This window comes from Paenibacillus thiaminolyticus (assembly GCF_007066085.1).
GTDB lineage: Bacteria > Bacillota > Bacilli > Paenibacillales > Paenibacillaceae > Paenibacillus_B > Paenibacillus_B thiaminolyticus.
In genome coordinates, this window is sequence record NZ_CP041405.1 from 6,420,472 (window position 1) to 6,447,237 (window position 26,766).

The window sequence follows — 26,766 nt, forward strand, 5'->3', positions numbered from 1 at the left end:
AATGAAGATCGAGCCAATTGGTATCGTTCATTCCGCCGTGAGGGAAGGGGTAGATGAGAACTGGGGGCAAGTCGTCTCCGAGATTCATCTGCGCCCGGAGTATGCGGACGGGCTTATTGGATTGCAGGAATTTTCTCATATCCTTGTCGTATATTATATGGATCGATCCACCTTCGATGCTGGCGGCGACCTGGTCCGCAGACCGCAGGGCCGAACCGATATGCCGGACATCGGCATTTTTGCGCAGCGGGCGAAGCATCGGCCTAATCCGATCGGCATTACGTGCGCGAAGCTGATTGAAATTGAAGGAGCGATCATTCGGGTGCAGGGGCTAGACGCGATAGACCATACGCCGGTGCTTGATGTGAAGCCGCATTTCCCGGCCTTTGACTCGCCCGCGACTCCGCAAGTACCAGCCTGGGTGAATAAGCTGATGGCGAATTATTTTTGACAAGCGATGTTTATTATTTCTACTGTCCCGGGACGATCGCCAATAGCCGGGGAAGCGGCTACTTGTGCAACCATAATATATTTAAACTTCTTGTCTGTTCGGAGTGATGCCGTTGACGTATACGCTAGTGATTGTGTTTATTCTTACTTTGGTTATTCATGCGTCCGAGACGCTGTCTTACTCGATCCGCTTCGCGGGCGTCCGGCTCGGCAAGCTCGCTGTCGCCTTGTCCCTGACCGGCATCGTCGTGCTCGTGGCGCGCACGGCCAACCTGATTCAAGCGCCGTTCACCGCCAATTTCATAGATTACGCCAAGCACCATCCGGAGTTCGATCCGCTGCCCTATCTGAGGTTCACGCTGGTGGCGGCTTCGGCCGGGACGCTGCTCGCGATCGCGGTGTTCCCGACCTTCGTGCAGCTGTTCACGCGGATTATCGCCCGTCTGGAGGTGGCAGGCTCGATCCCGAAGCTGCTGTCTGGGGTTACGATCGGACAGTTGAGGCGGACGAAGAGCTACATCCGCAGACCGACCTGGTCCATGCTGGTCAGTCTTCGGTATTTGGGAATTCCGAAGCGGTTCATTCTGTTGAATATCGTGGTCACTGCGATCTATACGGTAGGTGTGCTCGCGTCACTGTATGCCGCCTATCTCGTTCCGGAGTTCAGTACGACCGCTTCCCAATCGTCGGGGCTTATTAACGGAATGGCGACCATCTTGCTGACCATTTTCATCGATCCGCAGCTCGGACTGATTACGGATAAGGCGCTTCAGCATCCCGAAGAGCGTGGCCGGCTGGGCCGTATCTATGCGGTGCTGATGTTTTCGCGCTTCTTCGGCACCTTGCTCGCGCAGCTGCTGCTGGTCCCGGCGGCCTATTGGATCGCCTCTATCGTCCGGCTTATCAGTTGAGATCGCGACAAGGGCTTCGTAATTTTTCCAAGGAAAAGTTATCGTAATGCAGGAAACGTAAGGGAGTCTCCTGCGTATGACATGATGACAGGCAACCCGCCTCGTCACTACGCCAACAAAGGGGATACATAGAACATGTTAAGCACTCTGGGATATTCATCCGAAGACCGGATTCTGATTATACAGGCAGACGATGCGGGCCGATCTGCCGAAGCGAACGAGGCAGCGTTCGAGCTGCTGGAGAGCGGAGCGGTGACTTCCGCCTCGCTGATTACCGCCGCCGAGCATAGTCTGGCTGCCGCCAAGCGGGCCGTAGCCGGTCAAGCCCCATCGATTGGCATTCATCTGACACTGACGGGAGGCTACCGGCCGCGATCGGCGCCGGATCGGGTTCCGACGCTGCTGGACAACGGACGATTCCTCGACAGTGTGTCGCAGCTGGAGAAGCAGGCTGACCCCTATGAGGTTCGGCATGAACTGGCCAATCAGATTGAATGGGCCTTGAAGCAGGGGCTGCAGCCGACCCATCTTGACAGTCACCAAGGAAGCGTGTTGGGGCTGTTCACCGGCAATGACTTCCTTGATGTCATATTTGATCTATGCGACACGTATGAGCTGCCTTTTCTGCTGCCGCGCAACATCGTGCAGCAGTCTTTCCTGACCCAGGACCAACGGAGAAGGTTCGAATATATGATTCACGAGGCTGGGGAGCGGAACATTGCGCTGATTGATGATCTGCTGCCTGACGCTTACGGGCTGGAGGAGGAAGAGACCTATGAGAGCTACCGCGAGGGCGTTGTCCGCGCCTTGGCGGAGCTGAAGCCGGGGATTACCCAATGGACGCTTCATCCGGAACGGTTCTCTGCCCCGGCTTCTCTCCGGAAGCATCAAGTAAAGCGGGAAATGGAATATCGCATCGCGGCCGACCCGATCGTTCGGGAGGCGTTGGCCCGAGAAGGAATCAAATTAATGTCCTGGCATCCGCTGCAGCAATGGCAGCACGAGCAGGCTTCGGCAGTGAGCAGACGCTCCGGCCGCGGAAAGATACTGCGGTTCGGCTGAGGCCGGGTGCAGCCGGACCCCGCCAAACATGAACGTGGTTCGCGGAATGCGGAACATCGGACATAGCACTGCGGATAGGAGCGCCAATTACATAAGGATGCCGGTACGATCTGGCGCAGCGATTATCTGAACCATTGCCGCATCATCGGCAAGCCGCGCTCAAGCCTGTGAATGGGGACAAGTTCTAGGCATATCTGCATAGACCGTGTATGATAGGAAGGCATATTACGGAATGGACCAAAATCATATGGTAACGGAGGGATAGGGTGAAAATATTAGTACTTGGCGGAACGAGATTTTTCGGCAAAAAGCTGGTGCACAAGCTGCTGGACAGCGGTGCCGAAGTAACGATTGCCACGCGCGGCGTGACACCGGATCCGTTCGGCGAACGGGTTATCCGCGTCCAGTCGGATCGCAAGGACCGCGACTCGCTCCAGGCAGCGATCGGAGAGCAGGTCTGGGATGCGGTCTATGACAACATCTGTTATACGCCGCGGGAAGCGCTGATGGCATGCGAACTCTTCGCAGGGAAAGTGAAGAATTATATTTTCACCTCGACGTTATCGGTATACGGCTGCGCTTCCGCAGGTCATCCGGAATCGGATTTCGACCCGTATCGTTATCCTTATGAGACGGATCCGGGAACCGAGGTAGACTATGGCGAAGGCAAGCGGCAAGCGGAGGCCGTCTTCTTCCAGCGCGCCGATTTCCCCGTGCATGCGGTCCGCTTTCCGATCGTGCTGGGGGAGGACGATTATACGAGGCGGCTTCATTTCCATGTGGAACGCATCCGGCATGGGGAGCCGATTGGCATCCCGAACCGGGAGGCGAAGATGTCGTTCATCAGCTCGGATGAAGCGGCTTCGTTCCTGTACTGGCTGAAGGACCAGACCGGTGCGGGACCAGTCAATGCTTGCTCCAACGGAGAGCTGTCGCTCGACCGAATCCTTGCCATCGTGGAAGAGGCCGTCGGCAGAACGGCGTTCGTCGAGCCGCTGGCGGAGGGGAACCGTTCGCCATTCGGGGTTCCGGATCATTGGTATTTGGATAATCGCCGGGCGCGGGAGGCCGGATTCGAGTTCCCTGAAGTGACGGATTGGTTCATACCGCTCGTGCGCAAGCTGGCGCGGAATTGACTAGGTTAGCAGGAGGAATGAAAGAATGTTCATTAATGTGAAGCCGCGACTGCGGGAGGCGGATATTCGCGATCTCATCGAGCTATGTGTATTTCCGGACCCGGACAAGGTGGAAGCTGTACTGAAGACGTATGAGCAGCATCCCGGAGACGAGTTGTGGGGGTATGAGAGCGAAGGCGAGGTTGTAGGCATCATCGGCATCCGGAAGCATGGGAAGGAGATCGAGATTCTTCATCTCGCCGTCCATCCGGAGCTGCGAGGCGCAGGATTCGGCAGAGGCATGATTTTGGAGCTCATTCAACAGGAGCAGCCGGATATCGTCAAGGCCGAGACCGATGAGGAAGCGGTCGATTTTTACCGGAATATCGGATTTACGATTGAGAGCCGGGGCGAAGTCTATCCGGGTGTGGAACGGTTCACTTGCATATATGAGACTCATCCGGAAGAGCAATAGGAGCCTTGCTCAAGTGCAGAAGAGAGAGGCACTGCCATGTGCGCTCTCTTCATCTTTTTGGCCTGCGTCTATTCTTCTCCTTCTCACCCCTTGATCCTCATCTTCTTCCTTCTCTTGTTTCTTCCAGACATTCCTTGACTTTCAACCCGGATTTGCGGAGTATGAAGATAGCTATTGTTATGGTGTACATATCGCGAGCAGCGGTGCCTGGTGTTTATGGGCGATGAATACGATGAAAAAGGAGACATAACATGATTGCATGGTCTCATCGGGACGGTTCCTTCCTGCTTAGAGTGGCGGGAGTGCTGATCCATGACGGGAAGGTGCTGATGCAGCGCAACAAGTCAGGGGATGCATGGGTTCTCCCCGGAGGCAGAGCGGAGTGGAATGAACCGACAGAAGAGGCTGTCATCAGGGAATTTGCCGAGGAATTAGGCATGTGCGTACCGCCAACCAGGCTCGTATGGCTGATCGAAAACTTCAATGCGTACCGGCAGGACGGCTTGCACGAATTCGGTGTATATTATGAAGTCTATGCTTGCCCTGGGGAACAAATCGATATTCCGGATGGCGAATTCATCGGCAAGGAAGCAGCGCCCGTCCTGACCTTCCGGTGGATTGAGCTCGAACAGGTTCCCGATACGGTCATTTATCCGGCCAGTTTGAAGCGGCTGCTTCGATCGATCGGCGAGTTCCGCCATATCGTGAACGATGATCGGAAGGAATATGGCATCGCGGCTGCTGGCACCGTAGAGATTGAAGCTGTGCAGGAGTTGGATCTTGAAGCGATTGGTCCGATGGTTCAGACGAGCGGGCAAGAAGGATATCGGCATATCGCGCGCCTGGCTGATGAATATCGGAGCGGGATCAATCAGTTCCGCAAGCGGGGAGAAGCCCTGTTTGTCGCCAAGGTGAACGGTTATCTGGCAGGGATATGCGGACTTAACCAGCAGACTGGCGCTGAACGCCGAACGGGAAGAGTGCGCCGAATGTATGTGCTGCCTGCCTATCGGAGACAGGGTGTGGGCAAGCGGCTGGTAGAGTCAGTAATTGATTATGCCCGTAGGCGTTACGATGAGCTCATATTGTATACGGACAGCAAGCGGGCAGCGGATTTCTACACGGCGCTGGGCTTTGCGCCAACAACCGGGATGAAGCACTGCACTCATCTGCTGTATTTGAATAAGCCCGAGTATGAGTAGATAGATACCTATTGGTATAGAGTCAAGAATTCCGGGACATGAACGTGAGCTGGCTCTTCAGGCAGATCCGGCCTCTTCCAGACCGAACGGTCTGGAAGAGTGGGTCGTGTGCTTCTCTGCCGGAATTATCTCGCAATCTGCAAGTGTTGGGCCGACTCGTCCCATGACTTTCATAGAGTATCCCTGTTCGATGTGCCAGTGGAGAACCGGGGGAACAACGACGTACAGTGAGGTGCGGAATGAACAGAACGTTATTGCATGAAGCCAAAGAGGTGGCGGTGAGCGCGGCGCAAGCGGCCGGGACGCTCATCAAACGGCGCTTCGACACGATGTACAAGGTGGATGAGAAAGGAGATGCCGGCGATGTCGTGACGGAGGCCGATTATGAAGCCGAACAGGCCATCGTGGGAGCGATCGAACGGAAATTTCCGGATCACCGCATCCTTAGCGAAGAGGCAGGCCAACTGGGTCAGGATAGCGACTGGCTGTGGCTCGTTGATCCGCTGGACGGAACGAATAATTATGTGATCGGCCTTCCGGTCTTTGCTGTCTCGATTACGCTGTTGTACCGGGAAGAGCCGGTACTTGGAGTCATCTATGAGCCGATGCCTGACCGGCTCTACATTGCCGTCAAGGGAGAAGGGATGACCCTGAATGGCGAGCCTGTTCGAATGCGGAGGCATGATCGCGAGCTGCAGCGGGCGACAGCCGGCTGGATTCAGGGGCACGCTGTGGGGCATGAACAGACTGCTGTCCAATTACGCCAGAAGCTGGATCAGTCCTGCAAGCGGATGCTGAGCCTGTGGGCGCCGACCCTGGTGTGGTGCATGCTCGCCAGAGGCATGATCGACGTCATCGTGCTCTATAATTCCGAAGGGGAGGATCTGTATTCCGGCGTATTGATGGTCCAGGAAGCGGGCGGACAGGTGATGGACTTCCAGGGCCGGCCGTTCCGCACGATGTGCAAGGAGCCATACTTGATTGCCTGCTCCCCTGAAGCCGGTGAACATTGGCTGGAGCTTGTGCGGCAAGGAATGCAGGATCAGAAGGCATAGCTCACTGAAGCGCCATGCCAGTACAGGCATGATTTAGATGTGAAGGGGTGAACTGATGACCATGATGGACTGGGATTTATCCGAATATGAAGATCCGACATTATATGATCTCGAAAATCAGGGCAATCCTGAGCTGCCGATGCTTCTCGCATGGGCCAAGAAACTGGAAATAGAGGGGAAACCGGTACTGGATCTGGCATGCGGAACGGGACGAACCGCCATTCCGCTGGCGGAGGCGGGTTATTCCGTGATTGGAGTGGATCTGCATGCGGGTATGCTGGAGCAAGCCCGACGCAAGACTCCGGCCGAGGCGAATATCCGCTGGGTGCAGCAGGATCTGACGCAGCTTCAACTGCCGGAACATTCGCCGCTGGCTTATATGACCGGGAACGCATTTCAGCATTTTCTGACCAATGAATTGCAGAACCGGCTGCTTCAATCGATCCGCAGCGTATTGACGCCGGAAGGCATCCTGCTCTTCGATACCAGATTCCCGGCGGCCGAGGAGCTTCTTCAGCCGCCCGTAGAGGAATATTGGCGGACCATCGAGATCGGGCCGGAGCATCGATGTGAAGTATATACAATTGCCACGTATGATCCTATTGCCCAGGTTCAGCATTACACGACGATCCGGCGTTTTATCGAAGGGGAGGAGCTGCGTGAAGAACGCAAAACAACGATAGATCTGCGTTATACGTATCCGCAGGAACTGGCCCGCACGCTGGAAGTGAACGGCTTTGAACTGCTTCATTTGTATGGAGGCTGGTCCGGCGCATCCTTACATCCTTCCTTTCCTTCGATGGTGGCGGTGTGCCGGAGAATATAAGGGGGCGAGCGTATATCATATCCGCTCCCCGCATTTTTCGATGGAAGGAGACTCGCGCCGCTCCTTGGTCATGCTGGATGATGAATGGTATATCAGCATCCGGTTACTCCCGGATTACGTCTCGTGCCGGGATTACAGGTATACATTCCGGTTCCCGGGAAGGGATGATACCGTGTTGAGCAGTTCCGGGCACTACTTGCCTGGAATCAGTATGTTCGATCTGGATGACACGGCCTTCGTCCGGCTATCTGCTCTCGATTACGCGCTCCGGTTCGATGAGAATGTCGCGTATATTGTGGAATTAGCTTCGAAGCCGATGTGACCTGAAAAGGAGGAAGCGATGTCTTATATTAGAGGCTTGAATCATTTCTGTTTTTCTGTATCGGATCTGGAGGCTTCGATCGCGTTCTATCGCGATATTCTGGAAGGCAAGCTGCTAGCCGTCGGGAGACGGCTGGCTTATTTCGACTGCCACGGCTTGTGGATTGCACTGAATCAGGAGGAGGTAGACCGTTCCCGGCAGCCGGTTACCTACACGCACATCGCGTTCAGCATCGATGAGGAGGATTATGAGGCGGTGCGCCAGAAGCTGCTTGCTTACGGAGTCATGGTGCTTGCTGGACGGGAACGGTCACAAGAGGATAAGCAGTCGATTTATTTTCTCGATCCTGATAATCACTGCTTCGAGTTCCATACGGGGACGCTTGGCGATCGGCTGCAATATTACCGTGCCAGCAAGCCGCATATTCAATTTTTTGATTCATAGACAGAAGAATGGAGGGCAGAGGCACAATGCAACAACCGCATATTGTTCCCTATTCCGAAGTCTGGAAAGCCGATGTGGAGCGGCTATGCGCCAGAATCTGGGGACCGGAACGGCAGCAGTACCGGTATGGGGGATCTGTAGAGTTGGACGCGGGAGGCACGAAGGAGCCCTCATCGTATGTAGCGCTGCTTGGCGATCAAGTGCTTGGATTTTGCACCATGTGGCGCAATCTGTTCCACCCGATGGCATTGTATTTCACCGTCGCTGTACGGCCCGGCTGGGAGAGAAGAGGGATTGGAGGGCGGCTGCCAGATCATCTTGAACAAGACAGGGAGGAGAAAAGTTATGAAACCGACAACCATTTATCTCGTGCGCCACGGCCAGACGGAATGGAACCTGGAGCATCGAATGCAGGGGCATCAGGATTCTCCCTTGACCGAGCTGGGTGTCCGCCAAGCGGTCTGGCTGGGTGAGGCGCTGCGGCATGAGACTATCGATGCGATATATGCGAGTCCCAGCGGAAGGGCGTACCGGACCGCCGAGTTGATACGGAGGGAGCGCGATGTTCCGGTTCAGCGCTGCGACGAACTGAAGGAGATTCATCTTGGCGTATGGGAAGGACAGACGCAGGCGTCAGTGCAGGAGCGGGATCCGGATCAGTACGATCTGTTTTGGAAAAACCCGGGCCAATTCAGGATTGAAGGCGGCGAGACATTCCATGAAGTTCGGGAGCGGGCTTTAGGGCGGCTATTGACCATTGTGCGTGACCATCCGGGCCAATCGGTCTTGATAGTGACTCATACGGTCGTGGTGAAGCTATTGATGGCTTACGCGGAGAACCGCCCTCTTCATCTGCTGTGGGAGCTTCCCTACATTCATCCGGCATGCCTATGCAAGCTGCATTTCAAGGACGGGGAAGCCAGCATTCTACTGCATGGCGACACTTCTCATTACCAGGAAGCCCGCGAGGCGGAAGCCTGGTAATCGCATGTGCGCAAGCATTCGTGAAGAAGTCTCAACGGTACACCAGAATGTACAGCAGTAAGGATGTGAGCAGGCTCGGTGTGCCTAGCAGCCATAGCGTGGCGACGAAGCCTGCGCCTTGACTGGCGTTGTGCTCCCTGTTGTACTCTGGTTGTCTAAAACCGTCGGACATCATGCCGGCGAACCCGCACAGCCCGAGACCAATCCAACCCGTAATGTTGAATAATTGATATAGATCATCCTCAATGAGTGAATACAATCCGGCCGCGGCGACGATCAGCACTCCCAAAATAATTCGAATAATCATAGGCACCTCTATATCATCTTATTCGAAGAACCGAATTTTACTATAATACATTTTGGCGGTATTTGGTAGATCAGTGATGGTGAAGGATGGATAGTTTTTATAACAACGAGGGTGTTATCTGAATGCTCGCAGATCGCGGAGCAGCGTGATTCTCGGGATGCAGAGGCTCGGGAAATGCGGCGCTAGTAAACTTTTTTAGGTGTCAAAAAGGTTACAAAGAGGTAACAAAATCTTAATCTAGTGCCATATATTATAGCATGATCTCTCCTACTATTCGTGTTACGATGTGTACGAAATCGAATCAAGCCGAAGCTCGGAAGAGCGCGGGGGAACCAACTTCTGGGGTGAAGGCGCAGATTTGCGTCAGGGGTGACCTCTTTGACCCGAACCCGACAGCTAACCTCGTAGGCTGCAAAGGGAGAGATGCAATTTATGAAGAATACACTCAAAAAAGTCGCAGTAACCAGTGCCATTGCGCTAGCTCCGGTCCTGGTGGCCGGTTCCGCCTTCGCAGCGCCGCAGACAGATGCGGTGCAGGCGCAAAGCCCGAATTGCTATATGGTCAAAGTTAATGGTGTCAATGCGAAGGCCATCATTCCGGATCCGGCGAAGTCCGCGGATTGGCAATCTTGGTTGGACAACCTGATGAAGGAATGGAATAACCAAGCCAATAACGGCAGCCAGCAGCCGACGGATAAAGATCCAGGCAGCGTGGTCAACAAGCCGGAATCCAAGCCAGCGCCTGCTCCTGCTGAACCGAAGCCGGCTCAGCCAGCGCCAAGCACGGGTAATGGCTCGGCAACGGAGAAGTCCGACTTCGCGAATCAAGTGGTGGATCTGGTCAACAAGGAACGGGCCAAAGCCGGCCTGAATCCCCTTAAATCGGACGAGAAACTGACGAAGGTAGCGATGATTAAGGCGCAAGATATGTATGACAACAACTATTTTGACCATCAATCGCCGACGCTTGGTTCGCCGTTCGATCTGATGAGAGCGCAGGACGTTCAATACCGCACGGCTGGCGAGAACATTGCCAAAGGCCAGCGTACGCCTGAAGAAGTTATGAACGCTTGGATGAACAGCCAAGGTCATCGCCAAAACATTTTGAATTCTAATTATACAGCGATTGGGGTCGCGTACTACAATGGCGTATGGGTTCAAGAGTTTACCGGCTAACAAGAAAATAGCGCAAAGCTGCAGCGGCACCGGGAGAAGGTGCCGCTTTTGTCGCGTTCCGGTTGACGCTGGCTCTGAAAGGGCATTATATTCTTGATTACTGCAACTTCCGATGCCTGCAGATCGTCAGGTAAAATATAGGAGGATGCGTTCATGCATTCATTCCGATATTCGCGAAGGGAGTAGATTGAGATGAAGAAGTTAAGTACGCTTGCCCTTGGGTTGTTCATTGCCGGCATGATGGTCCTTCCGGCAGGAACACACGCTGAACCCCGGACGATTGAGCCCGACAACATAGAAGCAGCGATCAACGAGCTGAGCCGGGCTGATCTGGCGGTCCTGCTGACCGAACTCTTCGGTCTGGATACGAAAAAGACGAGCACGTCATTCGCGGATGCGGCCGATCACTGGGCCACGGCGCAAGGGGCCATTCCCGCCGTCATCGAGGCGGGGCTTATGAAGGGAACGGACGCCACTCATTTCCAGCCGGATCGAAGCGTAACCTATCAGGAGCTGATCGCTGCGCTCGTACGGGGATACCAGCTTGACGAGATTGCCGTGCCGGCGTTCGATCAGGCGGAGTCATCGCCGTACAAGAGCTCGGCCTGGGCGGACCGCTATATTCATGCGGCCGTATCCCTGTCGCTCGTGACAGGGGAGCTTGACTTCCGAGAGCCGATCTCGGAGCTAGCGGCCAAGAAGCTGGCGAAGCAGTTCCAGCAGGCGGTCCAGCTTCCGCAGCTGGAGTCCAAGCTGGAGGTCGGCCGCAGCAAGCAAGGTGAGGCGCTGCTGACGTTCACCGTAACCAATGTATCGCATGAAGAGATGGTTCTTCTGTTCGGCTCCTCGCAGCGCTATGATGTGAAGGTAACCGACTCGGCGGGCAGACTGGTGTATCAGGCCTCGAAGGACAAAGTTTATTTAACCGTATTGGGAGAGGAGACGGTCCTTCCCGGGAAATCGTTGACATACCGTGAGCCTGTGAATCTGAAGCCAGGTCAAACCTATACGGTCGAGTTCTGGCTGGTGACCGAACAAAAAGCGTACTTGAAGCAGGAAATCCAATTCTAAAAGCAGAAACGCGGACTTAGGCCTTCTAACCGGACATCCGGCATGAAGGCTTTTTGTCGTCAACTGAGCGGAACGGATAGAAGCATATTGCCGCCTTCAGGACTTGCTTTTACAATAAGATCAGATAAAATAAAACTTTGTCCATACAAGGCATACGATGGAGATCTGTCCATATGGATAGGATAGAAGGAAGGAGGGAGGGCCATGGCTTTTGGCGCCCGGGTGTTAAAGACGGGGATCGCCGTAACGCTCGCCTTATACATCAGTCAATATTTTCAATTCAAAACGCCGGTAATTGCCGCAGTAGCGGCCATCTTCGCCATGCAGCCGTCCATCTACCGGTCATGGCGTTATTTTCTCGATCAACTGCAGACGAATACATTGGGGGCCGCGATTGCCCTCCTGGCAGGGATGGCGTTCTCGAACGAGCCGATTGCGGTCGGGATTGTATGTATCGTGGTTATCATTATCTGTCTTAAGATGAAGATGGAGGAGACGGTAGGGCTGACGCTGGTTACCGTCATCTCGGTCATGGAAGCATCGGGGCAATGGGACTTCGCGCTTGGGCGGTTCGCGCTGACGCTGACTGGTATCGGTTCGGCATTTTTAATCAATATTTTGTTCTTTCCGCCGAATCCGCAGGCGCAATTTATCGGGCAGATTCAGAATGTATTCAGCCGGATGTCGCTTCTGCTGCGCACCGCCATCTCGGATGAGATGAAGGAGAGCGCGTTCCGCGTCGAGAAGCAGGGGCTGGAGGATTCCTTAAAATCGATCTCGGACAAATACAAGCTCTTCGAGGAGGAGACGAAGAAGCTGAAGCGGGCCAAATACCGGCATACCCGCCGCATCGTCGTGTACAAGCAGCTATTGAACACGCTGCGCAAAGGCATCGAGGTGCTGAACATCATCGAGGAGCATTATTTCCAGTCGGCCCGGACGAAGGAATCCGATCTGTTCTTCGATCGCCATCTGGAGCTGCTCATTAAGTGCCATGAGCATGTCCTGCTCAAGTTCGAGGACAAGGTCAAGCCCGATAGCGGCGAGATTGCCAATCTGGAGCGGGAGAACGAGCGCTTCATGACCGAGGCGCTGCAGTACGGCGAGGATGGGCCGGAAGGAGTGCTGCGGTTGTCGATCGTGGCTGCGTCCTTATATGAATACGGCCACCAGATCAGCAGACTTGACCGTCTGGTCGGACATGTAGATAAAGAAGAAGATAAAGGACTGCTGCAAAGCTTGCTGTAGTCCTCCGCTTGAATTACTTTGCAAGAGCCGCGAATGCGGTTCTTTTTTTATGGCGTAAGCATCCGGGAAGCTATCGAGGAGCCTTTTGACTTGAGCGGGCTTATTGAGGTAGAATGTTAACGACCCTATAGTCATATTGAGAACCTATTGGTACTGATCTGGCGGGGTACGGTGGACTCACGCTAGCCCAGGCATCGAATTAACAGAAGGACAGACGAGAGAATAGAGGAGGACGAGAGAGATGTCGCAAGCAAGGCGGAAGTTCAACGGACCATTGTTCATCTTGATGATGAACATGTTCGTGACAATGGTAGGAATGGGGTTGATCATCCCGATATTGCCTTCTTTTTTGCAGGAATTCGGCGGCGGAGGGCAGGCGATGGGCTACCTGGTTGCCGCTTTTGGGTTGACCCAATTCCTGTTCTCCCCGATTGCAGGGGAATGGTCGGATAAATACGGCCGCAAAATATTGATTGTAAGCGGGGTCGGCATATTCGCTTTGTCGCAAATTGTGTTCGCCTTCGCGGATCAGATGTGGATGCTGTATCTGTCCCGGCTTCTCGGCGGCTTGGGGGCGGCCTTGTTAACCTCGCCTATGATGGCGTATATTGCCGATATTACGACCGAGGATGAACGGGCCAAGGGGATGGGACTGTTCGGCGCCTCCATGACGCTGGGGGTGGTCATCGGTCCGGGCATCGGGGGACTGCTCGCGGAATACGGCATTCGCGTTCCCTTCTACTTCGCCGCCGGGTTAGCCGTAGCCGGAACGCTGCTTTCTCTGCTATTTCTGCCCGAGACGCTGCCTCCGGAGAAGCGGAGCGCGATACAGGCGAGCAAGAACGGGCCGCGGCCGACTATGGTGCAGCAGTTTCTGGCTTCTTTTAAGGCGCCGTATTTTGTGCTGCTTGCGCTTGTTTTTACGATGTCATTCGGCCTGCAAAATTTCGAATCGATATTCGGATTGTATTTCGACGGCAAGCTCGGATTCACTCCGAAGCAAATCTCACTTATTATTACGTTCGGGGCCCTGATTGGGGTTATCGTGCAGGCGGTTCTGATCGATAGGCTGCTGCGCCGCTTCGGCGAGAAGAAGGTGCTGCATGCTTCCTTCATCCTGGCCGGCGCGTCGATGGTGTTGACGCTCTTTGTCCGGCAGTTCGGAGCGATTTTTGCCGTAACGCTGCTGTTCTTTGCCGCCACCGCGATCATTCGGCCGGCACTGAACACATTGCTGTCCAAAATGGCAGGCAACGAACAAGGCTTTGTCGCCGGCATGAATACGGCGTATATGAGTCTGGGCAATATTATCGGGCCGTCGATTGCCGGGATTTTGTATGATGTGAATACCAATATTCCTTATTTGTTCGGAGCCGCGATTTTATTGCTCAGCACGCTGATTCTCGCCAGCTGGAAGCGTACCGGGAAGGAGGAGGTTCAATCCTCGACGGCGTCTATGTGAGGGGGCCGATTGCAAGCGGGGGACTTTTTCGTTAAGATAAGTCCTATTCGCATGCGCGGAACAGTAATTAAGGGGGCATCAATAGTCATGGAGGATCGTTCGGCGGATAAAAAGAAGCATATTTTGCAGTCAGCGATGAAGCTGTTTGCTACGCAAGGCTACGTGCAGACGACGATGCAGGAGATAGCCCAATATTGCAAAATGTCGAAGGGCAGCGTATATCAGCATTATGCGTCCAAAGAAGAACTATTGCTGAACATATTCAAATATTATTACAGGCTGCTCTATGATCGGATGCAAATCATTGAACGGGATCCGTTATTGACGCCCCGTGAACGGATGAAGAAGAAGATCGAAGTTCATATGGTGATGTGGTCCGAATATCCCGAGTTCACGACGATGCAAATGCGGGAAAATGCCGGGTTCGCCAATAAAGAGATCCATCAATTTTTGCAGCAGGTCAGTCTTGATAATACCCGGAGCATCATGAATGATTTGGCGGACATGTACGGGAGCGCCATCTCGCCTTACAAGCTCGATTTGACCTTGCAGTTGCATGGAATCATTTCCACCTATTTAAATGGTTTACTGCTGGAAGAGGTTACCGTGAAGTTGGATCGGCTCATTGATTACGCGCTTGATCTGGTCGATCTGAACGCGCAAAAGCTGCTTCAATCCCGGCCGGAACCGTTCATGAAGGAAGAGGATTGGCCGGCGCTTCTTCATGCGATTAGCCAGGAGCCGCAGAAAGCGATGCATCCGCTCGTCCTCGTGGAGAAAATGCGTGAAGAGTTGACCCGCCTGAGCCTCCCGCCCGAACAATATCAGGATGCCATGGATTCGCTTGCGGTGCTGGAGCAGGAGCTGATGGAGATTCAGCCGCGGCGGGTCATCGTATTGGGGATGCTCGCCAATCTGAAGCGGGTGGAGACGCTGCGCCCTGTCTGTGATCAGCTGGAGATGGCCGTGCAGCATTTGAACCGGCTGTAAGCCAAGAATAAACATGGTTCTCACAGGGCACCCTGAGCCTAACACTTATGATGAGAGAGGTGACCGGGGTGCCGATTGCCCGCTTGAACGGTGTCAGCCTGCACTATCATGTGCGCGGCAAAGGGGTGCCCATCATCTGGATCCATCCTCCATTACTGACATCGGAAAATTTCAATTACCAGATGGCCCAATTGTCTGACAGCTTCCGTCTGATAACGTTCGATATTCGGGGCCACGGATACAGCGGAACATCCGATGAGCCGCTCACATACCGGCTCATCGTCGAGGATATGCTCGCCCTGATGGATAAGCTGGGCGTGAAGCAAGCGTATGTCGGCGGCTACTCTACCGGAGGCTCGATCGCCTTGCAGGCGCTCTTGTCGGCCCCGGAGAGGTTCCTGGGGGGCATGCTGATCAGCGCGATGTCCGAAGCGAGTGATATGTGGCTGCGCGGCCGTATTCGCGGAGCGGCAGCCTTGACGCGCTTGAAGTCCAAGTCGCTTATTTCCTGGGCCATCACGTGGGGTAATGCCGACAGCCGCCTTACCTATAAAAATCTTCGGCGAGCGGCGAGGAAAGGTAATATTGCCAACTGGAGGCAATATTACCAATACAGTTTAACCTACAATTGCACAGACCGGCTCAAGGATATCAAGGCGCCGGTGCTGCTGATCTATGGGCAGAGCGACAGAAGCTTCCACAAATATGCGCTTATCTTGCATGAAGGTCTGCCGAACAGCCAATTGTACTGGATCCCGAAGGCGAAGCATCAAATTCCGACCAAAAATGCGTTGGAGATGAATTGGATCATAGAGCAGTGGGTGAAGAACCGCTGCAAGATGCTGCCCGAGGAGCGGGAGGAAGCGTTGGCATGGTCAGGGCATCTGTATGATGCCGATAGGGATGCTCCGGAAGAGTATATGCGGCATTGACGATCGTGATTTTGCAGAAAATGCGAAAAAGACCTCATTGGAGGTCTTTTTTGTGATTGGGCAGGGAAACGGCGCTGCAGCAGCGAAGTGTCTAATGTTATCGTGTGCCATGCGAATCACGTGAACAGGAGACGATGCCAATGAATAGGGAGAATGAAGCTGACCAATTATATTTTGTATAAAACATGAAAGAAAGCGGGGACAGGAGATGACAGACAACCACAATACAATAACGGATCGGCTGCCGCACCGGTATCCGTTCCTGATGGTGGATAGGATTACCGGCATTCAAGCAGGTCAATGGGCGAAGGGCACCAAAAAAGTCACAGGAACGGAATGGTATTTCGCCGGTGAAGCGGCGGAACAGACGATGCCGCATACAATGATCGTTGAAGCTTTGGCCCAATTGGGCGCGTTGGCGGCGATGGGACAGGGCGGCAGACTCGGCTTTTTGTCATCCATCAAGGGGGCGGAGTTCTGCGGACATGCCTCACCGGGAGACTGCCTTGACTTGGAGTACACGCTAATTAAGGCAAGGCGCGGTTTCGTTGTGGGCAGCGGCAAGGCCACGGTAGAGGGCAAGGTCATTGTGAGCGTGGATGAGATTATGGTATATGTGGAAAGTGATAATAAGTAATGTAAATAAATTTAGATATATTATATATATTTACATAAAAAAAGATTTACGAAATAGAGAATTGAAGCTATCATATAACATGAATACCTGTATTGCCCAATCATTGCATGATTCCTGCATAATTATTTGACAAAAGTTCGAAACGTGGGTTTAGCCGTCGTTTGTCGTACATACGGCAGACCGTTAACTATGTGACTGCTTAGTGTCAACATAATTATTAATCAATTAGGGGGTTGTGCAGTGAGGAAAAGTTGGATTATGTTGTTATGTTTGCTAATATCGCTGGCATTGGTGGTGTCGGCATGCAGCGGCAGTGATCCCACCACAGAACCGGTTCAAGAGCAGGGCAGCGAGCCGGAGAAGAAGGAGGACGGCGGTAAGGCGGCCGAATCGGAGGAATCCGGATTCGTTAACGAAGGGATCGTGAAGGCTTCCGATCCGAGCAAGTCGTCGGCTGCCGCCACGGCCCGAGCAGACACGCTGATTATCGGCATGCAGGCTCCAGTTGGAATTTTCCATCCGCTTTACGCGGAAACGGTGTATGATAATTACGTGACAAGAACGTTGTTCAGGGCGATGCTGGAAGTACAGAAGGACGGGACGTATGCGCCGTTGCTGGCGGAGAAGTACGAAGTTTCCCCGGATAATTTGACCCACACGTACAAGCTGAGGGAAGGCTTGAAGTTCAGCGACGGTTCGCCGCTGACGGCAGAAGACGTAGCCTTTACGATTACCGTCCTGCATGACAAGTCTTACGACGGTCCCATGGATATCATCCGGGAGGCCAAAATCAAAGGCGGCAAGGAATACTTTGATGGCAAAGCAACCTCCATTGATGGCATCAAGGTTATCGATCCTCTCACCATTGAATTCATAACGGTTGAACCAAGCGCCCTGGCGCAGTCCTCTATCGGCGCGACGGGCATTCTCTCCAAAGCCTATTACGCACAAGATTACAAGCAAGGCAATTTGAGCTACATGAACGACCTGTTCACGAAGCCGCTTGGCAACGGGCCATACAAGTTGGAGAAGTTCCAGGCCGGCCAGGACGTATCCTTTGTTGCCAATGAGAACTATTTCAAAGGCGCACCTAAGATCCCGAAGCTAATCTATAAGTTCACGACAGACGAGACGAACGCCCAACTGCTGCAGACCGGGGAGACGGATATGGACTTCATCTCCGCGAACCTCGACAACTTCGAGTTGCTCCAATCGATGGGCTTCCTCGATATCTCCTTGTTCCCGACGAATGGTTACGGTTACATCGCGTTCAACCATAACCGGGCGAAGTTCCAGGATGTGAAGGTGCGCAAGGCGTTGGCTTACGGCCTAGATCGCGAGCAAATCGTGGAAGCCGTATACCAGGGCTATGCCGAGGTCATCAACGTGCCGCAATCGAAGCTGTCCTGGGCCTATACCGATGAAGTGGACAAATACGAGTTCAATCTGGAAAAAGCGAAGCAACTGCTTGAAGATGCGGGCTGGAAAGTCGGCGCGGATGGTATACGTGTGAAAGACGGCGAGAAATTCACGATCAACTTTACTGCTACATCGCCGAATGTGGTGAATGATGCGATTATTCCGGTGGCGCAAGCGAACTACAAGGAATTGGGCATCGAATTCATTGCTGAGCAAATGGACTTCAACGCCGTTGTCGAGAAGCGGAAGAAGGGCGATTTCGATATGTTGTTCATGGCTTGGCGCCTTGATCCAGATCCGCAAGGAGCACACAATATATTCATTACCGGAGGATCCTGGAACGAAATCGGCTACTCCAACAAAAAAGTCGATGAGTTGTTCGAAAAAGGCGGAAAAACGCTCGAGATCGAGGAACGCAAAGCGATCTACAAAGAACTATATCAAGAAATCAATGAAGACCTGCCCTACATCTTCATGTACCAGCGCCGCGATATGTGGGCGAACAATGCGCGCTTCACAGGTCTCGATATCAGTCCTTATCGCGACTTCTCTTATGGCATTGACGGCTTGATGATTCAATAACATATTGCCTTACCCTCTCCCGTCATGGGGAGGGTTTTTTAGTGCTAGAATACGAACTTTCCCTTGTATGTACAAGAGCTGCTTGAACTTATTACTGATCAATATTGGCGGATCATCGGAAAAGATAACGAAATTATAAACTTTAGGGATTTACAAAACGTTGATAGGCAAGTATTATATTTTTAACTACCTGGCTAGCACACAAACAACGAAATTCCTTCATAATTATTTGACCAAAGTTCGAAAAGTTTGTTTATCATCGTTTGTCCCATGCGGCAAACCATTAACTTCGTTACTGCTTAGTGTCAACATAATTAATATATGAATGTAGGGGGAGTTGTGCAGTGAAGAAAAGTTGGGTTATTTTTCTATGCTTGCTGATGTCACTTTCGCTAGTGCTGTCGGCATGCAGCGGTGGCGGCGATGCCGCGGAACCGACCAAGGAACCGGCTCAAGAACAGCAAGGTAATGAGCCTGAGAAGAAGGGTGGAGAAGAGGCTTCCGATTCCGGGGATTCCGGGTTCGTCAACGAAGGAATTGTAAAGGCTTCCGATCCGGGCAAGTCGCCGGCAACCGCCACGTCCCGGACAGACACTCTCATCATCGGCATGCAGGCGCCTGCCGGAATCTTCCATCCACTTTACGCAGAGACAACATATGACAATTACGTCATGGATACGTTGTTCAAGGCGATGCTGGAAGTGCAGAAGGACGGGACGTATGCTCCGGTGCTGGCCGAGAAGTACGAGGTTTCCCCGGATAATTTGACCCACACGTACAAGCTCAAGGAAGGGTTGAAGTTCAGCGATGGATCGCCGTTGACGACAGAAGACGTTGCCTTCACGATCACTGTCCTGCATGACAAGTCGTATGACGGCCCCTCAGACATTATCAGAAACGCTAAGATTAAGGGCGGCAAGGAATACTTTGACGGCAAAGCCACCTCCATTGAAGGCATTAAGATTATCGATCCTCTCACCATTGAATTCACAACGATTGAACCAAGCGCATTGGCGCAGTCCGCTATTGGCGCTACGCCTATTATCTCCAAAGCCTATTACGGAAAAGATTATAAACAAGGCAATTTGAGCTATATGAACGATCTGTTCACGAAGCCGCTCGGCAACGGCCCATACAAGCTGGAGAAGTTCCAGGCCGGTCAGGATGTGTCCTTTGTCGCGAATGAGAATTACTTCAAAGGCGCGCCGAAGATTCCGAAGCTGATCTACAAGTTTACGAATGAAGAGACGAACGCTCAACTGCTGCAGACCGGAGAGACGGATATGGACTTCATCTCTGCGAACCTCGACAACTTCGAGCTGCTCCAATCGATGGGCTTCCTGGATGTGTCCTTGTTCCCGACGAATGGTTACGGTTACATCGCTTTCAACCACAACCGGGCGAAGTTCCAGGATGTGAAGGTTCGTCAGGCACTGGCGATCGGCCTCGATCGTGAACAAATCGTGGAAGCCGTCTACCAAGGCTATGCGGATGTCATCAACGTTCCGCAATCCAAGCTATCCTGGGCCTATACTGATGAAGTGAACAAGTACGAATTCGATCTGGAAAAAGCAAAACAACTGTTGGAAGAAGCAGGCTGGAAGGTCGGTACGGATGGCGTGCGTGAAAAAGACGGCGAAAAATTCAAGATCAATTTCGCGGCTACCTCGCCGAACGTGGTGAATGACGCCATTATCCCGGTAGCGCAAGCGAACTACAAGGAATTGGGCATCGAATTCGTTGCCGAGCAAATGGACTTCAACGCGGTTATCGAGAAACGGAAAAAGGGCGATTTCGATATGCTGTTCATGGCATGGGGATTGAGACCGGATCCGCAGTCGGCACAAAACGTGTTTATAACGGGCGGCTCCCAGAACGAAATCGGTTACTCCAATAAAAAAGTCGACGAGCTGTTCGAAAAGGGCGGAAAAACGCTGGATATTGAAGAGCGGAAAGCAATCTACAAGGAGTTGTATCAGGAGATTAATGAAGATCTGCCTTATATCTTCATGTACCAGCGACGCGATATGTGGGGGAACAATGCCCGCTTTACGGGATTGGATATGAGCCCTTACCGCAACTTCTCTTATGGGGTAGATTCATTGTCGATTAATTAATCAAGGGCTGCCGAACCCTCTCCCGTCCTGTCGGGAGAGGGTTTTTGTGACAGGGAGCGAGTTGGAATATATGCACGACCCGGAGACAAACAGAAAACCCTATCTTTTCTAAACTAGGGATTTACAAAACATTGTTAGGCAAGTATTATATTCTTTAACTACCTAGCTCATACACAAACAACGGGATTCCTGCATAATTATTTGACCAAAGTTCGAAAGTTGGCTCCATCGTTTGGCCTCCTGGGGCAAACCATTAACTTCGTTACTGCTAAGTGTCAACATAATTATTACATGAATGTAGGGGGAGTTGTGCAGTGAAGAAAAGTTGGGTTATTTTTCTATGCTTGCTGATGTCACTTACGCTAGTGCTGTCGGCATGCAGCGGTGGCGGCGATGCCGTGGAACCGGCCAAAGAACCTGCTCAAGAGCAGCAGGGCAATGAGCCGGAGAAGAAGGATGATGGAGACAAGGTGTCCGAACCGGAGGAGTCCGGGTTCGTCAACGAAGGGATTGTAAAGGCTTCCGATCCGGGCAAGTCGCCGGCGACTGCTACGTCCCGGACAGACACTCTCATCATCGGCATGTCCGCGCCAGCCGGAATTTTCCATCCACTTTACGCGGAGACAGCCTATGACAAATACGTCATGAACACGTTGTTCAAGGGGATGTTGGAAGTGCAGAAGGACGGGACGTATGCTCCGGTGCTGGCCGAGAAGTATGAAGTCTCACCGGATTATTTGGCTCATACGTACAAGCTGAAGGAAGGCTTGAAGTTCAGCGACGGTTCGCCGCTAACTGCGGAAGATGTCGCCTTTACGATTACCGTTCTGCATGACAAGTCATACGACGGTCCCATGGACATCATTCGAGAGGGTAAAATCAAAGGCGGCAAAGAATACTACGACGGCAAAGCAACCTCCATTGAAGGCATCAAGGTTATCGATCCTCTCACCATTGAATTCACAACGATTGAACCAAGCGCCCTGGCGCAGTCCTCTATCGGCGCGACAGGCATTCTCTCCAAAGCCTATTACGGAAAAGATTACAAGCAAGGCAATTTGAGCTATATGAACGACCTGTTCACAAAGCCGCTTGGCAACGGTCCATACCAGCTGGATAAGTTCCAGGCCGGCCAGGATGTATCCTTTGTCGCGAATGAGAACTACTTCAAAGGCGCGCCAAAGATTCCGAAGCTGATCTACAAGTTTACGACGGACGAGACGAACGCCCAACTGCTGCAGACCGGGGAAACGGATATGGACTTCATCTCCGCGAACCTTGACAACTTCGAGCTGCTCCAATCGATGGGCTTCCTGGATATTTCCTTGTTCCCGACCAATGGTTACGGTTACATCGCCTTCAACCACAACCGGGCGAAGTTCCAGGATGTGAAGGTGCGCCAGGCATTGGCGATCGGGCTTGATCGCGAGCAAATTGTGGAAGCCGTATACCAAGGCTATGCCGAGGTCATCAATGTGCCGCAATCGAAGCTATCCTGGGCGTATACTGATGAAGTGAACAAGTACGAGTTCGATCTGGAAAAAGCGAAGCAAATGCTTGAAGAGGCGGGCTGGAAGGTTGGCTCGGACGGCATACGCGAAAAAGACGGCGAAAAATTCAAGATCAACTTCGCGGCTACCTCGCCGAACGTGGTGAATGAAGCGATTATTCCGGTAGCACAAGCGAACTACAAGGAACTGGGCATCGAATTCGTTGCCGAGCAAATGGACTTCAACGCCGTCGTAGAGAAGCAGAAGAAGGGCGATTTCGATATGCTGTTCATGGCTTGGGGCCTCGATCCAGATCCACAAGGGGCACAAAATAACTTTATTACCGGAGGATCCTGGAACGAAATCGGTTACTCCAACAAAAAAGTCGATGAATTGTTCGATAAAGGCGGAAAAACGCTCGATATCGAGGAACGAAAATCGATTTACAAAGAATTGTACCAAGAAATCAATGAAGACTTGCCATACATTTTTATGTACCAGCGGCGCGATATGTGGGGAAATAATGTGCGCTTTACAGGACTGGATATGAGCCCATACCGCAACTTCTCTTATGGTGTAGATGCATTGATGATTCAGTAATCCATGGTTGCCGACCCTCTCCCGTCAGGAACGGGGGAGGTTTTTTTGTGACAGGAAATGGTCTTGATAAAATTTGCCACTTATCCTATGATTCTATGATAACCTGCTGTTGGAAGAAGGGAGACGCTATGAAGCTGAGAAGAGTTCGGGCGGAAGAAGAAACCGTGCTTCGCCAACTCATGCAGTATTATTTTTATGATTTTTCCGCATATAATGATGCGGATGTGCTGCCGAACGGACGGTATGGAGAGTACCCGGATCTGGAACGGTATTGGGAGCCTGGCTCGGGTCACCATCCTTATTTCATCGAGACGAATGATGGATTGGCCGGATTCGCTCTCGTCAGCGTGGAGGATAACAGGGGCGCGCCACTCCATGTGATGAGCGAGTTTTTTGTGATGAGGAAGTACCGCAGCCACGGAATCGGGAGCGCCGCGGCGTGTTCCTTATTCGATGCTTATCCGGGGCGTTGGATCGTGACACAGATTAAAAGGAATGTTCCGGCCCAATCGTTCTGGCGAAAGGTAATTGCGGGCTATACGGGTAATCAATATACGGAGCACGAAGAGCCAAATAAGATAGTACAATCGTTTACAGCGTCGTCTCTATCGATCACGGAAGGAGCGGATTCGTCTGACTCTACATAGACCGGCAGAACAACTTACGATTCTCGCGGCATTGGGCGGCAATGCCATCCTGCAGCCGAAGCAGGAGGCCACCTACGCGAACCAACTGGCGAATGTGCAGCGCAGCTGCACCGTCTTGGCCCGACTGGTCGAGCGAGGGCATCGGCTCGTCATCACGCATGGCAATGGACCGCAGGTCGGCAATCTCCTGCGCCAGCAGGAAGAAGCGCAGGCGGTTGTGCCTCCGCTGCCTCTCGATGTATGCACGGCCCAAAGCCAAGGCTTCATCGGCTTCATGATTCAACAATTATTGCGCAATGAACTGGCAAGCGGCGGGAGCGGCCGATCGGTCGTCAGCTTGATTACGAGAGTGGAGGTGTCGCCTGACGATCCGGCCTTCGGCAATCCGAGCAAGCCGATCGGCAGCTTCTACACGGAGGAGGAAGCGAAGCGGCTTATGAGCGAGAAAGGCTGGCAGTTGAAGCCGGATGCGAACCGGGGCTGGCGGCGTGTCGTCCCGTCTCCGCGCCCTCAAGCGATTGTGGAAGCAGACGTCGTAAGGCAACTGCTCGAATTGAACCAGATTGTCATTGCTTGCGGCGGAGGAGGGATTCCCGTTGTGCGGCAGAAAGACGGCATCTATGCTGGGATAGAGGCCGTGATCGACAAAGATTTCAGCAGCTGCAGGCTCGCACGCGAGATTCAAGCCGATGTGCTGCTTATTCTGACTGACGTCGAGCACGTCTATGCCGACTATGGCCGTCCGGATCAGCGGCCCCTGGCCAGCCTGACCCCATCTTCTGCGGTTGAATACATGGAAGAGGGTCACTTCAGTCAGGGCAGTATGCGACCGAAGGTGGAGGCTGCGGCGTCCTTCGCCGCACAGGGAGGAACCGCGATTATTTGTTCGCTCGATCAGGCCGATCTCGCACTGGCCGGCCTGGCAGGCACGCGGTTCGTTCCGGAGACCGCCGAAGCGCCGAGTGATTCTCGATAGGTTACATAGATACCGGGCTTGACAGGAACAATAAGGGGAGCCTACGGTGAAAGGGATGTCCATTGATGACCAATAAGCAGAAGAAGCAATCCGGTCAGGCCTTCGCGCCCGGCATGGAGCTGGATAATTTGAAAGAAAAAGCGACTCCGGAAGAAATTGAACGCGGCGACTCGACTTCCGTTACCAATCTCATTCTAGATCGGACCGGCGACGACAACGAAGGTTAATGAGCCGGACCCTTGAGCCTCCCTGCGATGCCGAAGAGCATGCCGGGCGGCTCTTATTTATATATAGAAGAAAGCCGAAGCGGTTATTAGAAAATGGACACGGTGAACGAAAGTAACTCCATGGAAAATAATAGCAACCTGGTTCGATAACGGACTTCTGTGGAACTATGCTATACTGAAAACCGTAATAGAATATTGGGTATATTTTGTTTTACTAGATTTGCTTGGGGGCGCAACCGAACGATATATCTGGCCGTCTAATATAGGGGAGCTTTGCAAAACGGCGGCCGATGCCTCATAATGACACAAGGGGGCACAACGCCTCTTACCATGGACAAAGGAGTTACTGTATGAGCACTTACATAGCAGAACGTTATCAGCTGAATTCCGTCATCTTTCACTTGGGCGGCGGCATTCTCTATGAAGCCGTTGATATGTCTTTGCAGCGCGACGTATTTATTTATGTTGTAGAAAATACCGATTCGGGCCGTGCAGACGAGTACCGCACCGCATTCGGGAATGTATCGCATTTTTCCAATAATCGATTTTTCCATATGCTGAATGCAGGCATGTCCGGAGAGGACTTCTACGTTGTCTTTATGGCGTACAGCGGCATGCCGTTAGTCAAGTATGCGCAGCGGCACGCCTTGAGCTCGGAGAAGGTGCTGACCATGATCTACGAACTGGGCACCAGCATTCAGGAAGCGCTGGAGGAAGGGGTCAGCCGATTCCCGGTTACGATTGATAATGTGTGGGTGACGGCGGACAATCAACTGATTATTATGAACTACTGGACCCAGGCGGAGGAAGGGGAGCACGGCACCACCGCCTTGTACCGGCTGCTGTATCAGCTGTGTACGCTTCATCCGCATGTCCCTTCGCAGTTCGATGTTGTCGAGACTCGCTTATATGGCGCGTTGAAGGACTTGAATGAAGCGCAGAGAGATTTGGCTCTGAAGCTGATGAGGAAGGTGCACGCGGGAGATGCGTCGCTGTTCACCTTCATGGTCGGGCTCCGGGAGATTATGGAGCAGCCGGAGGTGCCGGAGGTGCCGGAGGTGCCGATGCAGGCAAGCCGCGACGTGGCGACGCCCGTATTCACGGCAGCTCCTCCGCGTGAGGAATTGTCGCCCCGGCGTCCTCTTGCCGAATCCGAACCCTATGATGTGGAAGCGGATGAGGAACTGGCCGAAGAAGAGGATGATGATGAATACGAACGCAAGGAGGCCGCTTCCTTCAACGGAAGCAAGATGCTGCTTATCGTTGCCTGTGTGTGCGTCTTTTTCGCAGTCCTGGGCGGAGCCGTCATCTGGGCGAATTCGCTCTCCAAAGACAATGAGACGGCCGCAGTGACCGAACCGGGAACGACGCAAGGAGCCGACTCTGATACCGCGGGGGAACAGCAGGACGGCAGCGGCGATAATGCCGATAATGATACTATTGTTCCGGATGGCGGCGATAATGGTTCCGTTGTTGAACCGGATACACCTGCCGGCTCGAACGGAGGCTCTTCAAGCTCGAACACGGATAGCGGCAGCAGTGCCGGCCAAGGGTCACAGCAGCCGGATACGAATCCGGGGACGACAACCCCAACCCAGCCGGATAATACGCAGCAGCCGGGCACAACCGATCCCGGTACGGTGCCTTCGGGGCCTGGAACGACAGATCCAGGAACGACTCCGCCGGGAACAGGGATGCCAGACACGGGAACGCCGACGGATCCGGCGAATCCGGGGACGGAGACGCCTCCTGCTGAAGCGGGACAGACGGGTGAAGGAGAAGTGCAGGTTCCGAGCTTGATTGGTCTGACGCTGGAAGAGGCGGAAGAGCAAGTGAAGGCTGCGGGTCTACGCTGGTCGTATTTCAAGGAGAACAGCGAGGAGCAGCCCGCTGGCCAGATCTTCAAGCAGGAGCCGGAAGCAGGCGCAGCGATTAAGAAGGGCGAACGAGTCACCTTCTATATTAGCCGGGAACAGCAATAAGCTGCGGAAAAGAGGGAGAACTGCCTATCGATGAGGCAGTTCTCCTTTGCTGTCTCT

General features: G+C 53.1%; 27 protein-coding genes and 1 riboswitch. Of the genes, 26 read left to right on the forward strand and 1 reads right to left on the reverse strand.

The window, feature by feature from the left end; translation table 11 throughout:
- The first annotated feature begins 1 nt into the window (after position 1).
- The 12 genes from tsaA (at position 2) to FLT43_RS28315 (ending at position 8,846) form a co-directional block, all read left to right on the forward strand.
- Entirely contained in the window at positions 2 to 451 is a 450-nt protein-coding gene (gene tsaA, locus FLT43_RS28260; RefSeq protein WP_087441285.1) for a tRNA (N6-threonylcarbamoyladenosine(37)-N6)-methyltransferase TrmO, read from the forward strand.
- A gap of 106 nt (positions 452 to 557) precedes the next feature.
- Entirely contained in the window at positions 558 to 1,361 is an 804-nt protein-coding gene (locus FLT43_RS28265) for a lipid II flippase Amj family protein (protein WP_373994923.1), read from the forward strand.
- Between the two features lie 135 nt (positions 1,362 to 1,496).
- A complete protein-coding gene (locus tag FLT43_RS28270) occupies positions 1,497 to 2,423 on the forward strand; it encodes a ChbG/HpnK family deacetylase (RefSeq protein WP_087441283.1) in 927 nt (308 codons plus the stop codon).
- A gap of 266 nt (positions 2,424 to 2,689) precedes the next feature.
- Positions 2,690 to 3,559 carry an NAD-dependent epimerase/dehydratase family protein gene (locus FLT43_RS28275; protein ID WP_087441282.1) on the forward strand — a complete coding sequence of 290 codons (870 nt, stop codon included), beginning with the start codon at positions 2,690 to 2,692 and terminating at the stop codon, positions 3,557 to 3,559.
- 25 nt (positions 3,560 to 3,584) lie between these two features.
- Entirely contained in the window at positions 3,585 to 4,013 is a 429-nt protein-coding gene (locus FLT43_RS28280; RefSeq protein WP_087441281.1) for a GNAT family N-acetyltransferase, read from the forward strand.
- Between the two features lie 251 nt (positions 4,014 to 4,264).
- Positions 4,265 to 5,215: a GNAT family N-acetyltransferase gene (locus FLT43_RS28285; protein ID WP_087441280.1), complete on the forward strand. Its 951-nt coding sequence runs from the start codon at positions 4,265 to 4,267 to the stop codon at positions 5,213 to 5,215.
- A 239-nt stretch (positions 5,216 to 5,454) separates the two neighbouring features.
- On the forward strand, positions 5,455 to 6,270 hold the full coding sequence (locus FLT43_RS28290; RefSeq protein ID WP_087441279.1) for an inositol monophosphatase family protein: 816 nt from the start codon (positions 5,455 to 5,457) through the stop codon (positions 6,268 to 6,270).
- Between the two features lie 55 nt (positions 6,271 to 6,325).
- On the forward strand, positions 6,326 to 7,096 hold the full coding sequence (locus FLT43_RS28295) for a class I SAM-dependent methyltransferase (RefSeq protein ID WP_087441278.1): 771 nt from the start codon (positions 6,326 to 6,328) through the stop codon (positions 7,094 to 7,096).
- A gap of 64 nt (positions 7,097 to 7,160) precedes the next feature.
- Positions 7,161 to 7,418, forward strand: coding sequence for a hypothetical protein (locus tag FLT43_RS28300; protein ID WP_174818130.1), 258 nt, complete (start codon positions 7,161 to 7,163; stop codon positions 7,416 to 7,418).
- A gap of 18 nt (positions 7,419 to 7,436) precedes the next feature.
- Positions 7,437 to 7,862: a metallothiol transferase FosB gene (fosB, locus tag FLT43_RS28305; RefSeq protein ID WP_087441277.1), complete on the forward strand. Its 426-nt coding sequence runs from the start codon at positions 7,437 to 7,439 to the stop codon at positions 7,860 to 7,862.
- A 26-nt stretch (positions 7,863 to 7,888) separates the two neighbouring features.
- Positions 7,889 to 8,335: a GNAT family N-acetyltransferase gene (locus FLT43_RS30960; protein ID WP_164776118.1), complete on the forward strand. Its 447-nt coding sequence runs from the start codon at positions 7,889 to 7,891 to the stop codon at positions 8,333 to 8,335.
- Positions 8,232 to 8,846: a histidine phosphatase family protein gene (locus FLT43_RS28315; RefSeq protein WP_369124652.1), complete on the forward strand. Its 615-nt coding sequence runs from the start codon at positions 8,232 to 8,234 to the stop codon at positions 8,844 to 8,846. The genes FLT43_RS30960 and FLT43_RS28315 overlap by 104 nt, the downstream gene beginning before the upstream one ends.
- Positions 8,847 to 8,877: 31 nt before the next feature.
- Here the strand turns inward: FLT43_RS28315 and FLT43_RS28320 are convergent, their stop codons facing one another.
- Positions 8,878 to 9,153 carry a hypothetical protein gene (locus FLT43_RS28320; protein WP_087441274.1) on the reverse strand — a complete coding sequence of 92 codons (276 nt, stop codon included), beginning with the start codon at positions 9,151 to 9,153 and terminating at the stop codon, positions 8,878 to 8,880.
- Positions 9,154 to 9,447: 294 nt separating this feature from the next.
- Positions 9,448 to 9,579, forward strand: a riboswitch (cyclic di-AMP (ydaO/yuaA leader).
- A 6-nt stretch (positions 9,580 to 9,585) separates the two neighbouring features.
- On the opposite strand from FLT43_RS28320, the gene FLT43_RS28325 reads away from it, so the two are divergent.
- The 14 genes from FLT43_RS28325 (at position 9,586) to FLT43_RS28385 (ending at position 26,709) form a co-directional block, all read left to right on the forward strand.
- Positions 9,586 to 10,329: a CAP domain-containing protein gene (locus tag FLT43_RS28325; protein ID WP_087441273.1), complete on the forward strand. Its 744-nt coding sequence runs from the start codon at positions 9,586 to 9,588 to the stop codon at positions 10,327 to 10,329.
- Between the two features lie 192 nt (positions 10,330 to 10,521).
- Positions 10,522 to 11,400 carry a BsuPI-related putative proteinase inhibitor gene (locus tag FLT43_RS28330; protein WP_087441272.1) on the forward strand — a complete coding sequence of 293 codons (879 nt, stop codon included), beginning with the start codon at positions 10,522 to 10,524 and terminating at the stop codon, positions 11,398 to 11,400.
- Between the two features lie 204 nt (positions 11,401 to 11,604).
- Positions 11,605 to 12,648, forward strand: a complete 1,044-nt coding sequence (locus FLT43_RS28335; RefSeq protein WP_087441271.1) for an FUSC family protein — start codon at positions 11,605 to 11,607, stop codon at positions 12,646 to 12,648.
- A 241-nt stretch (positions 12,649 to 12,889) separates the two neighbouring features.
- Positions 12,890 to 14,110, forward strand: coding sequence for an MFS transporter (locus FLT43_RS28340; RefSeq protein ID WP_087441270.1), 1,221 nt, complete (start codon positions 12,890 to 12,892; stop codon positions 14,108 to 14,110).
- 87 nt (positions 14,111 to 14,197) lie between these two features.
- Positions 14,198 to 15,100, forward strand: coding sequence for a TetR/AcrR family transcriptional regulator (locus FLT43_RS28345; RefSeq protein ID WP_087441269.1), 903 nt, complete (start codon positions 14,198 to 14,200; stop codon positions 15,098 to 15,100).
- 47 nt (positions 15,101 to 15,147) lie between these two features.
- Positions 15,148 to 16,032, forward strand: a complete 885-nt coding sequence (locus FLT43_RS28350) for an alpha/beta fold hydrolase (RefSeq protein WP_244194095.1) — start codon at positions 15,148 to 15,150, stop codon at positions 16,030 to 16,032.
- Positions 16,033 to 16,240: 208 nt separating this feature from the next.
- Positions 16,241 to 16,669 carry a 3-hydroxyacyl-ACP dehydratase FabZ family protein gene (locus FLT43_RS28355; protein WP_087441267.1) on the forward strand — a complete coding sequence of 143 codons (429 nt, stop codon included), beginning with the start codon at positions 16,241 to 16,243 and terminating at the stop codon, positions 16,667 to 16,669.
- 240 nt (positions 16,670 to 16,909) lie between these two features.
- Positions 16,910 to 18,670: an ABC transporter substrate-binding protein gene (locus FLT43_RS28360; RefSeq protein ID WP_087441266.1), complete on the forward strand. Its 1,761-nt coding sequence runs from the start codon at positions 16,910 to 16,912 to the stop codon at positions 18,668 to 18,670.
- 344 nt (positions 18,671 to 19,014) lie between these two features.
- Positions 19,015 to 20,787: an ABC transporter substrate-binding protein gene (locus FLT43_RS28365; protein ID WP_087441265.1), complete on the forward strand. Its 1,773-nt coding sequence runs from the start codon at positions 19,015 to 19,017 to the stop codon at positions 20,785 to 20,787.
- 314 nt (positions 20,788 to 21,101) lie between these two features.
- Positions 21,102 to 22,877 (forward strand): ABC transporter substrate-binding protein, encoded by a 1,776-nt coding sequence (locus FLT43_RS28370; RefSeq protein WP_087441264.1) that lies wholly within the window; start codon positions 21,102 to 21,104, stop codon positions 22,875 to 22,877.
- 128 nt (positions 22,878 to 23,005) lie between these two features.
- Positions 23,006 to 23,524, forward strand: a complete 519-nt coding sequence (locus FLT43_RS28375) for a GNAT family N-acetyltransferase (RefSeq protein ID WP_087441263.1) — start codon at positions 23,006 to 23,008, stop codon at positions 23,522 to 23,524.
- 19 nt (positions 23,525 to 23,543) lie between these two features.
- Positions 23,544 to 24,500: a carbamate kinase gene (arcC, locus tag FLT43_RS28380; protein ID WP_164776143.1), complete on the forward strand. Its 957-nt coding sequence runs from the start codon at positions 23,544 to 23,546 to the stop codon at positions 24,498 to 24,500.
- A 65-nt stretch (positions 24,501 to 24,565) separates the two neighbouring features.
- The gene (locus tag FLT43_RS29550; RefSeq protein WP_164776120.1) at positions 24,566 to 24,727 is read left to right on the forward strand and encodes a hypothetical protein; all 162 of its coding nucleotides are present in this window, start codon (positions 24,566 to 24,568) and stop codon (positions 24,725 to 24,727) included.
- 350 nt (positions 24,728 to 25,077) lie between these two features.
- A complete protein-coding gene (locus FLT43_RS28385) occupies positions 25,078 to 26,709 on the forward strand; it encodes a PASTA domain-containing protein (protein WP_087441261.1) in 1,632 nt (543 codons plus the stop codon).
- Positions 26,710 to 26,766 lie beyond the last annotated feature (57 nt).

Excerpts from the sequence above, each read along its gene's own strand:
- tsaA (WP_087441285.1), top strand. The coding sequence starts at position 2 with ATGAAGATCGAGCCAATTGGTATCGTTCATTCCGCCGTGAGGGAAGGG.
- FLT43_RS28265 (WP_373994923.1), top strand. The coding sequence starts at position 558 with ATGCCGTTGACGTATACGCTAGTGATTGTGTTTATTCTTACTTTGGTT.
- FLT43_RS28345 (WP_087441269.1), top strand. The coding sequence starts at position 14,198 with ATGGAGGATCGTTCGGCGGATAAAAAGAAGCATATTTTGCAGTCAGCG.
- FLT43_RS28325 (WP_087441273.1), top strand. The coding sequence starts at position 9,586 with ATGAAGAATACACTCAAAAAAGTCGCAGTAACCAGTGCCATTGCGCTA.
- FLT43_RS28355 (WP_087441267.1), top strand. The coding sequence starts at position 16,241 with ATGACAGACAACCACAATACAATAACGGATCGGCTGCCGCACCGGTAT.
- fosB (WP_087441277.1), top strand. The coding sequence starts at position 7,437 with ATGTCTTATATTAGAGGCTTGAATCATTTCTGTTTTTCTGTATCGGAT.
- FLT43_RS28290 (WP_087441279.1), top strand. The coding sequence starts at position 5,455 with ATGAACAGAACGTTATTGCATGAAGCCAAAGAGGTGGCGGTGAGCGCG.
- FLT43_RS28295 (WP_087441278.1), top strand. The coding sequence starts at position 6,326 with ATGACCATGATGGACTGGGATTTATCCGAATATGAAGATCCGACATTA.
- FLT43_RS28385 (WP_087441261.1), top strand. The coding sequence starts at position 25,078 with ATGAGCACTTACATAGCAGAACGTTATCAGCTGAATTCCGTCATCTTT.
- FLT43_RS28350 (WP_244194095.1), top strand. The coding sequence starts at position 15,148 with ATGATGAGAGAGGTGACCGGGGTGCCGATTGCCCGCTTGAACGGTGTC.
- FLT43_RS28320 (WP_087441274.1), bottom strand. The coding sequence starts at position 9,153 with ATGATTATTCGAATTATTTTGGGAGTGCTGATCGTCGCCGCGGCCGGA.
- FLT43_RS28335 (WP_087441271.1), top strand. The coding sequence starts at position 11,605 with ATGGCTTTTGGCGCCCGGGTGTTAAAGACGGGGATCGCCGTAACGCTC.
- FLT43_RS28375 (WP_087441263.1), top strand. The coding sequence starts at position 23,006 with ATGAAGCTGAGAAGAGTTCGGGCGGAAGAAGAAACCGTGCTTCGCCAA.
- FLT43_RS28280 (WP_087441281.1), top strand. The coding sequence starts at position 3,585 with ATGTTCATTAATGTGAAGCCGCGACTGCGGGAGGCGGATATTCGCGAT.
- FLT43_RS29550 (WP_164776120.1), top strand. The coding sequence starts at position 24,566 with ATGACCAATAAGCAGAAGAAGCAATCCGGTCAGGCCTTCGCGCCCGGC.
- FLT43_RS28340 (WP_087441270.1), top strand. The coding sequence starts at position 12,890 with ATGTCGCAAGCAAGGCGGAAGTTCAACGGACCATTGTTCATCTTGATG.
- FLT43_RS28270 (WP_087441283.1), top strand. The coding sequence starts at position 1,497 with ATGTTAAGCACTCTGGGATATTCATCCGAAGACCGGATTCTGATTATA.
- FLT43_RS30960 (WP_164776118.1), top strand. The coding sequence starts at position 7,889 with ATGCAACAACCGCATATTGTTCCCTATTCCGAAGTCTGGAAAGCCGAT.
- FLT43_RS28330 (WP_087441272.1), top strand. The coding sequence starts at position 10,522 with ATGAAGAAGTTAAGTACGCTTGCCCTTGGGTTGTTCATTGCCGGCATG.
- FLT43_RS28285 (WP_087441280.1), top strand. The coding sequence starts at position 4,265 with ATGATTGCATGGTCTCATCGGGACGGTTCCTTCCTGCTTAGAGTGGCG.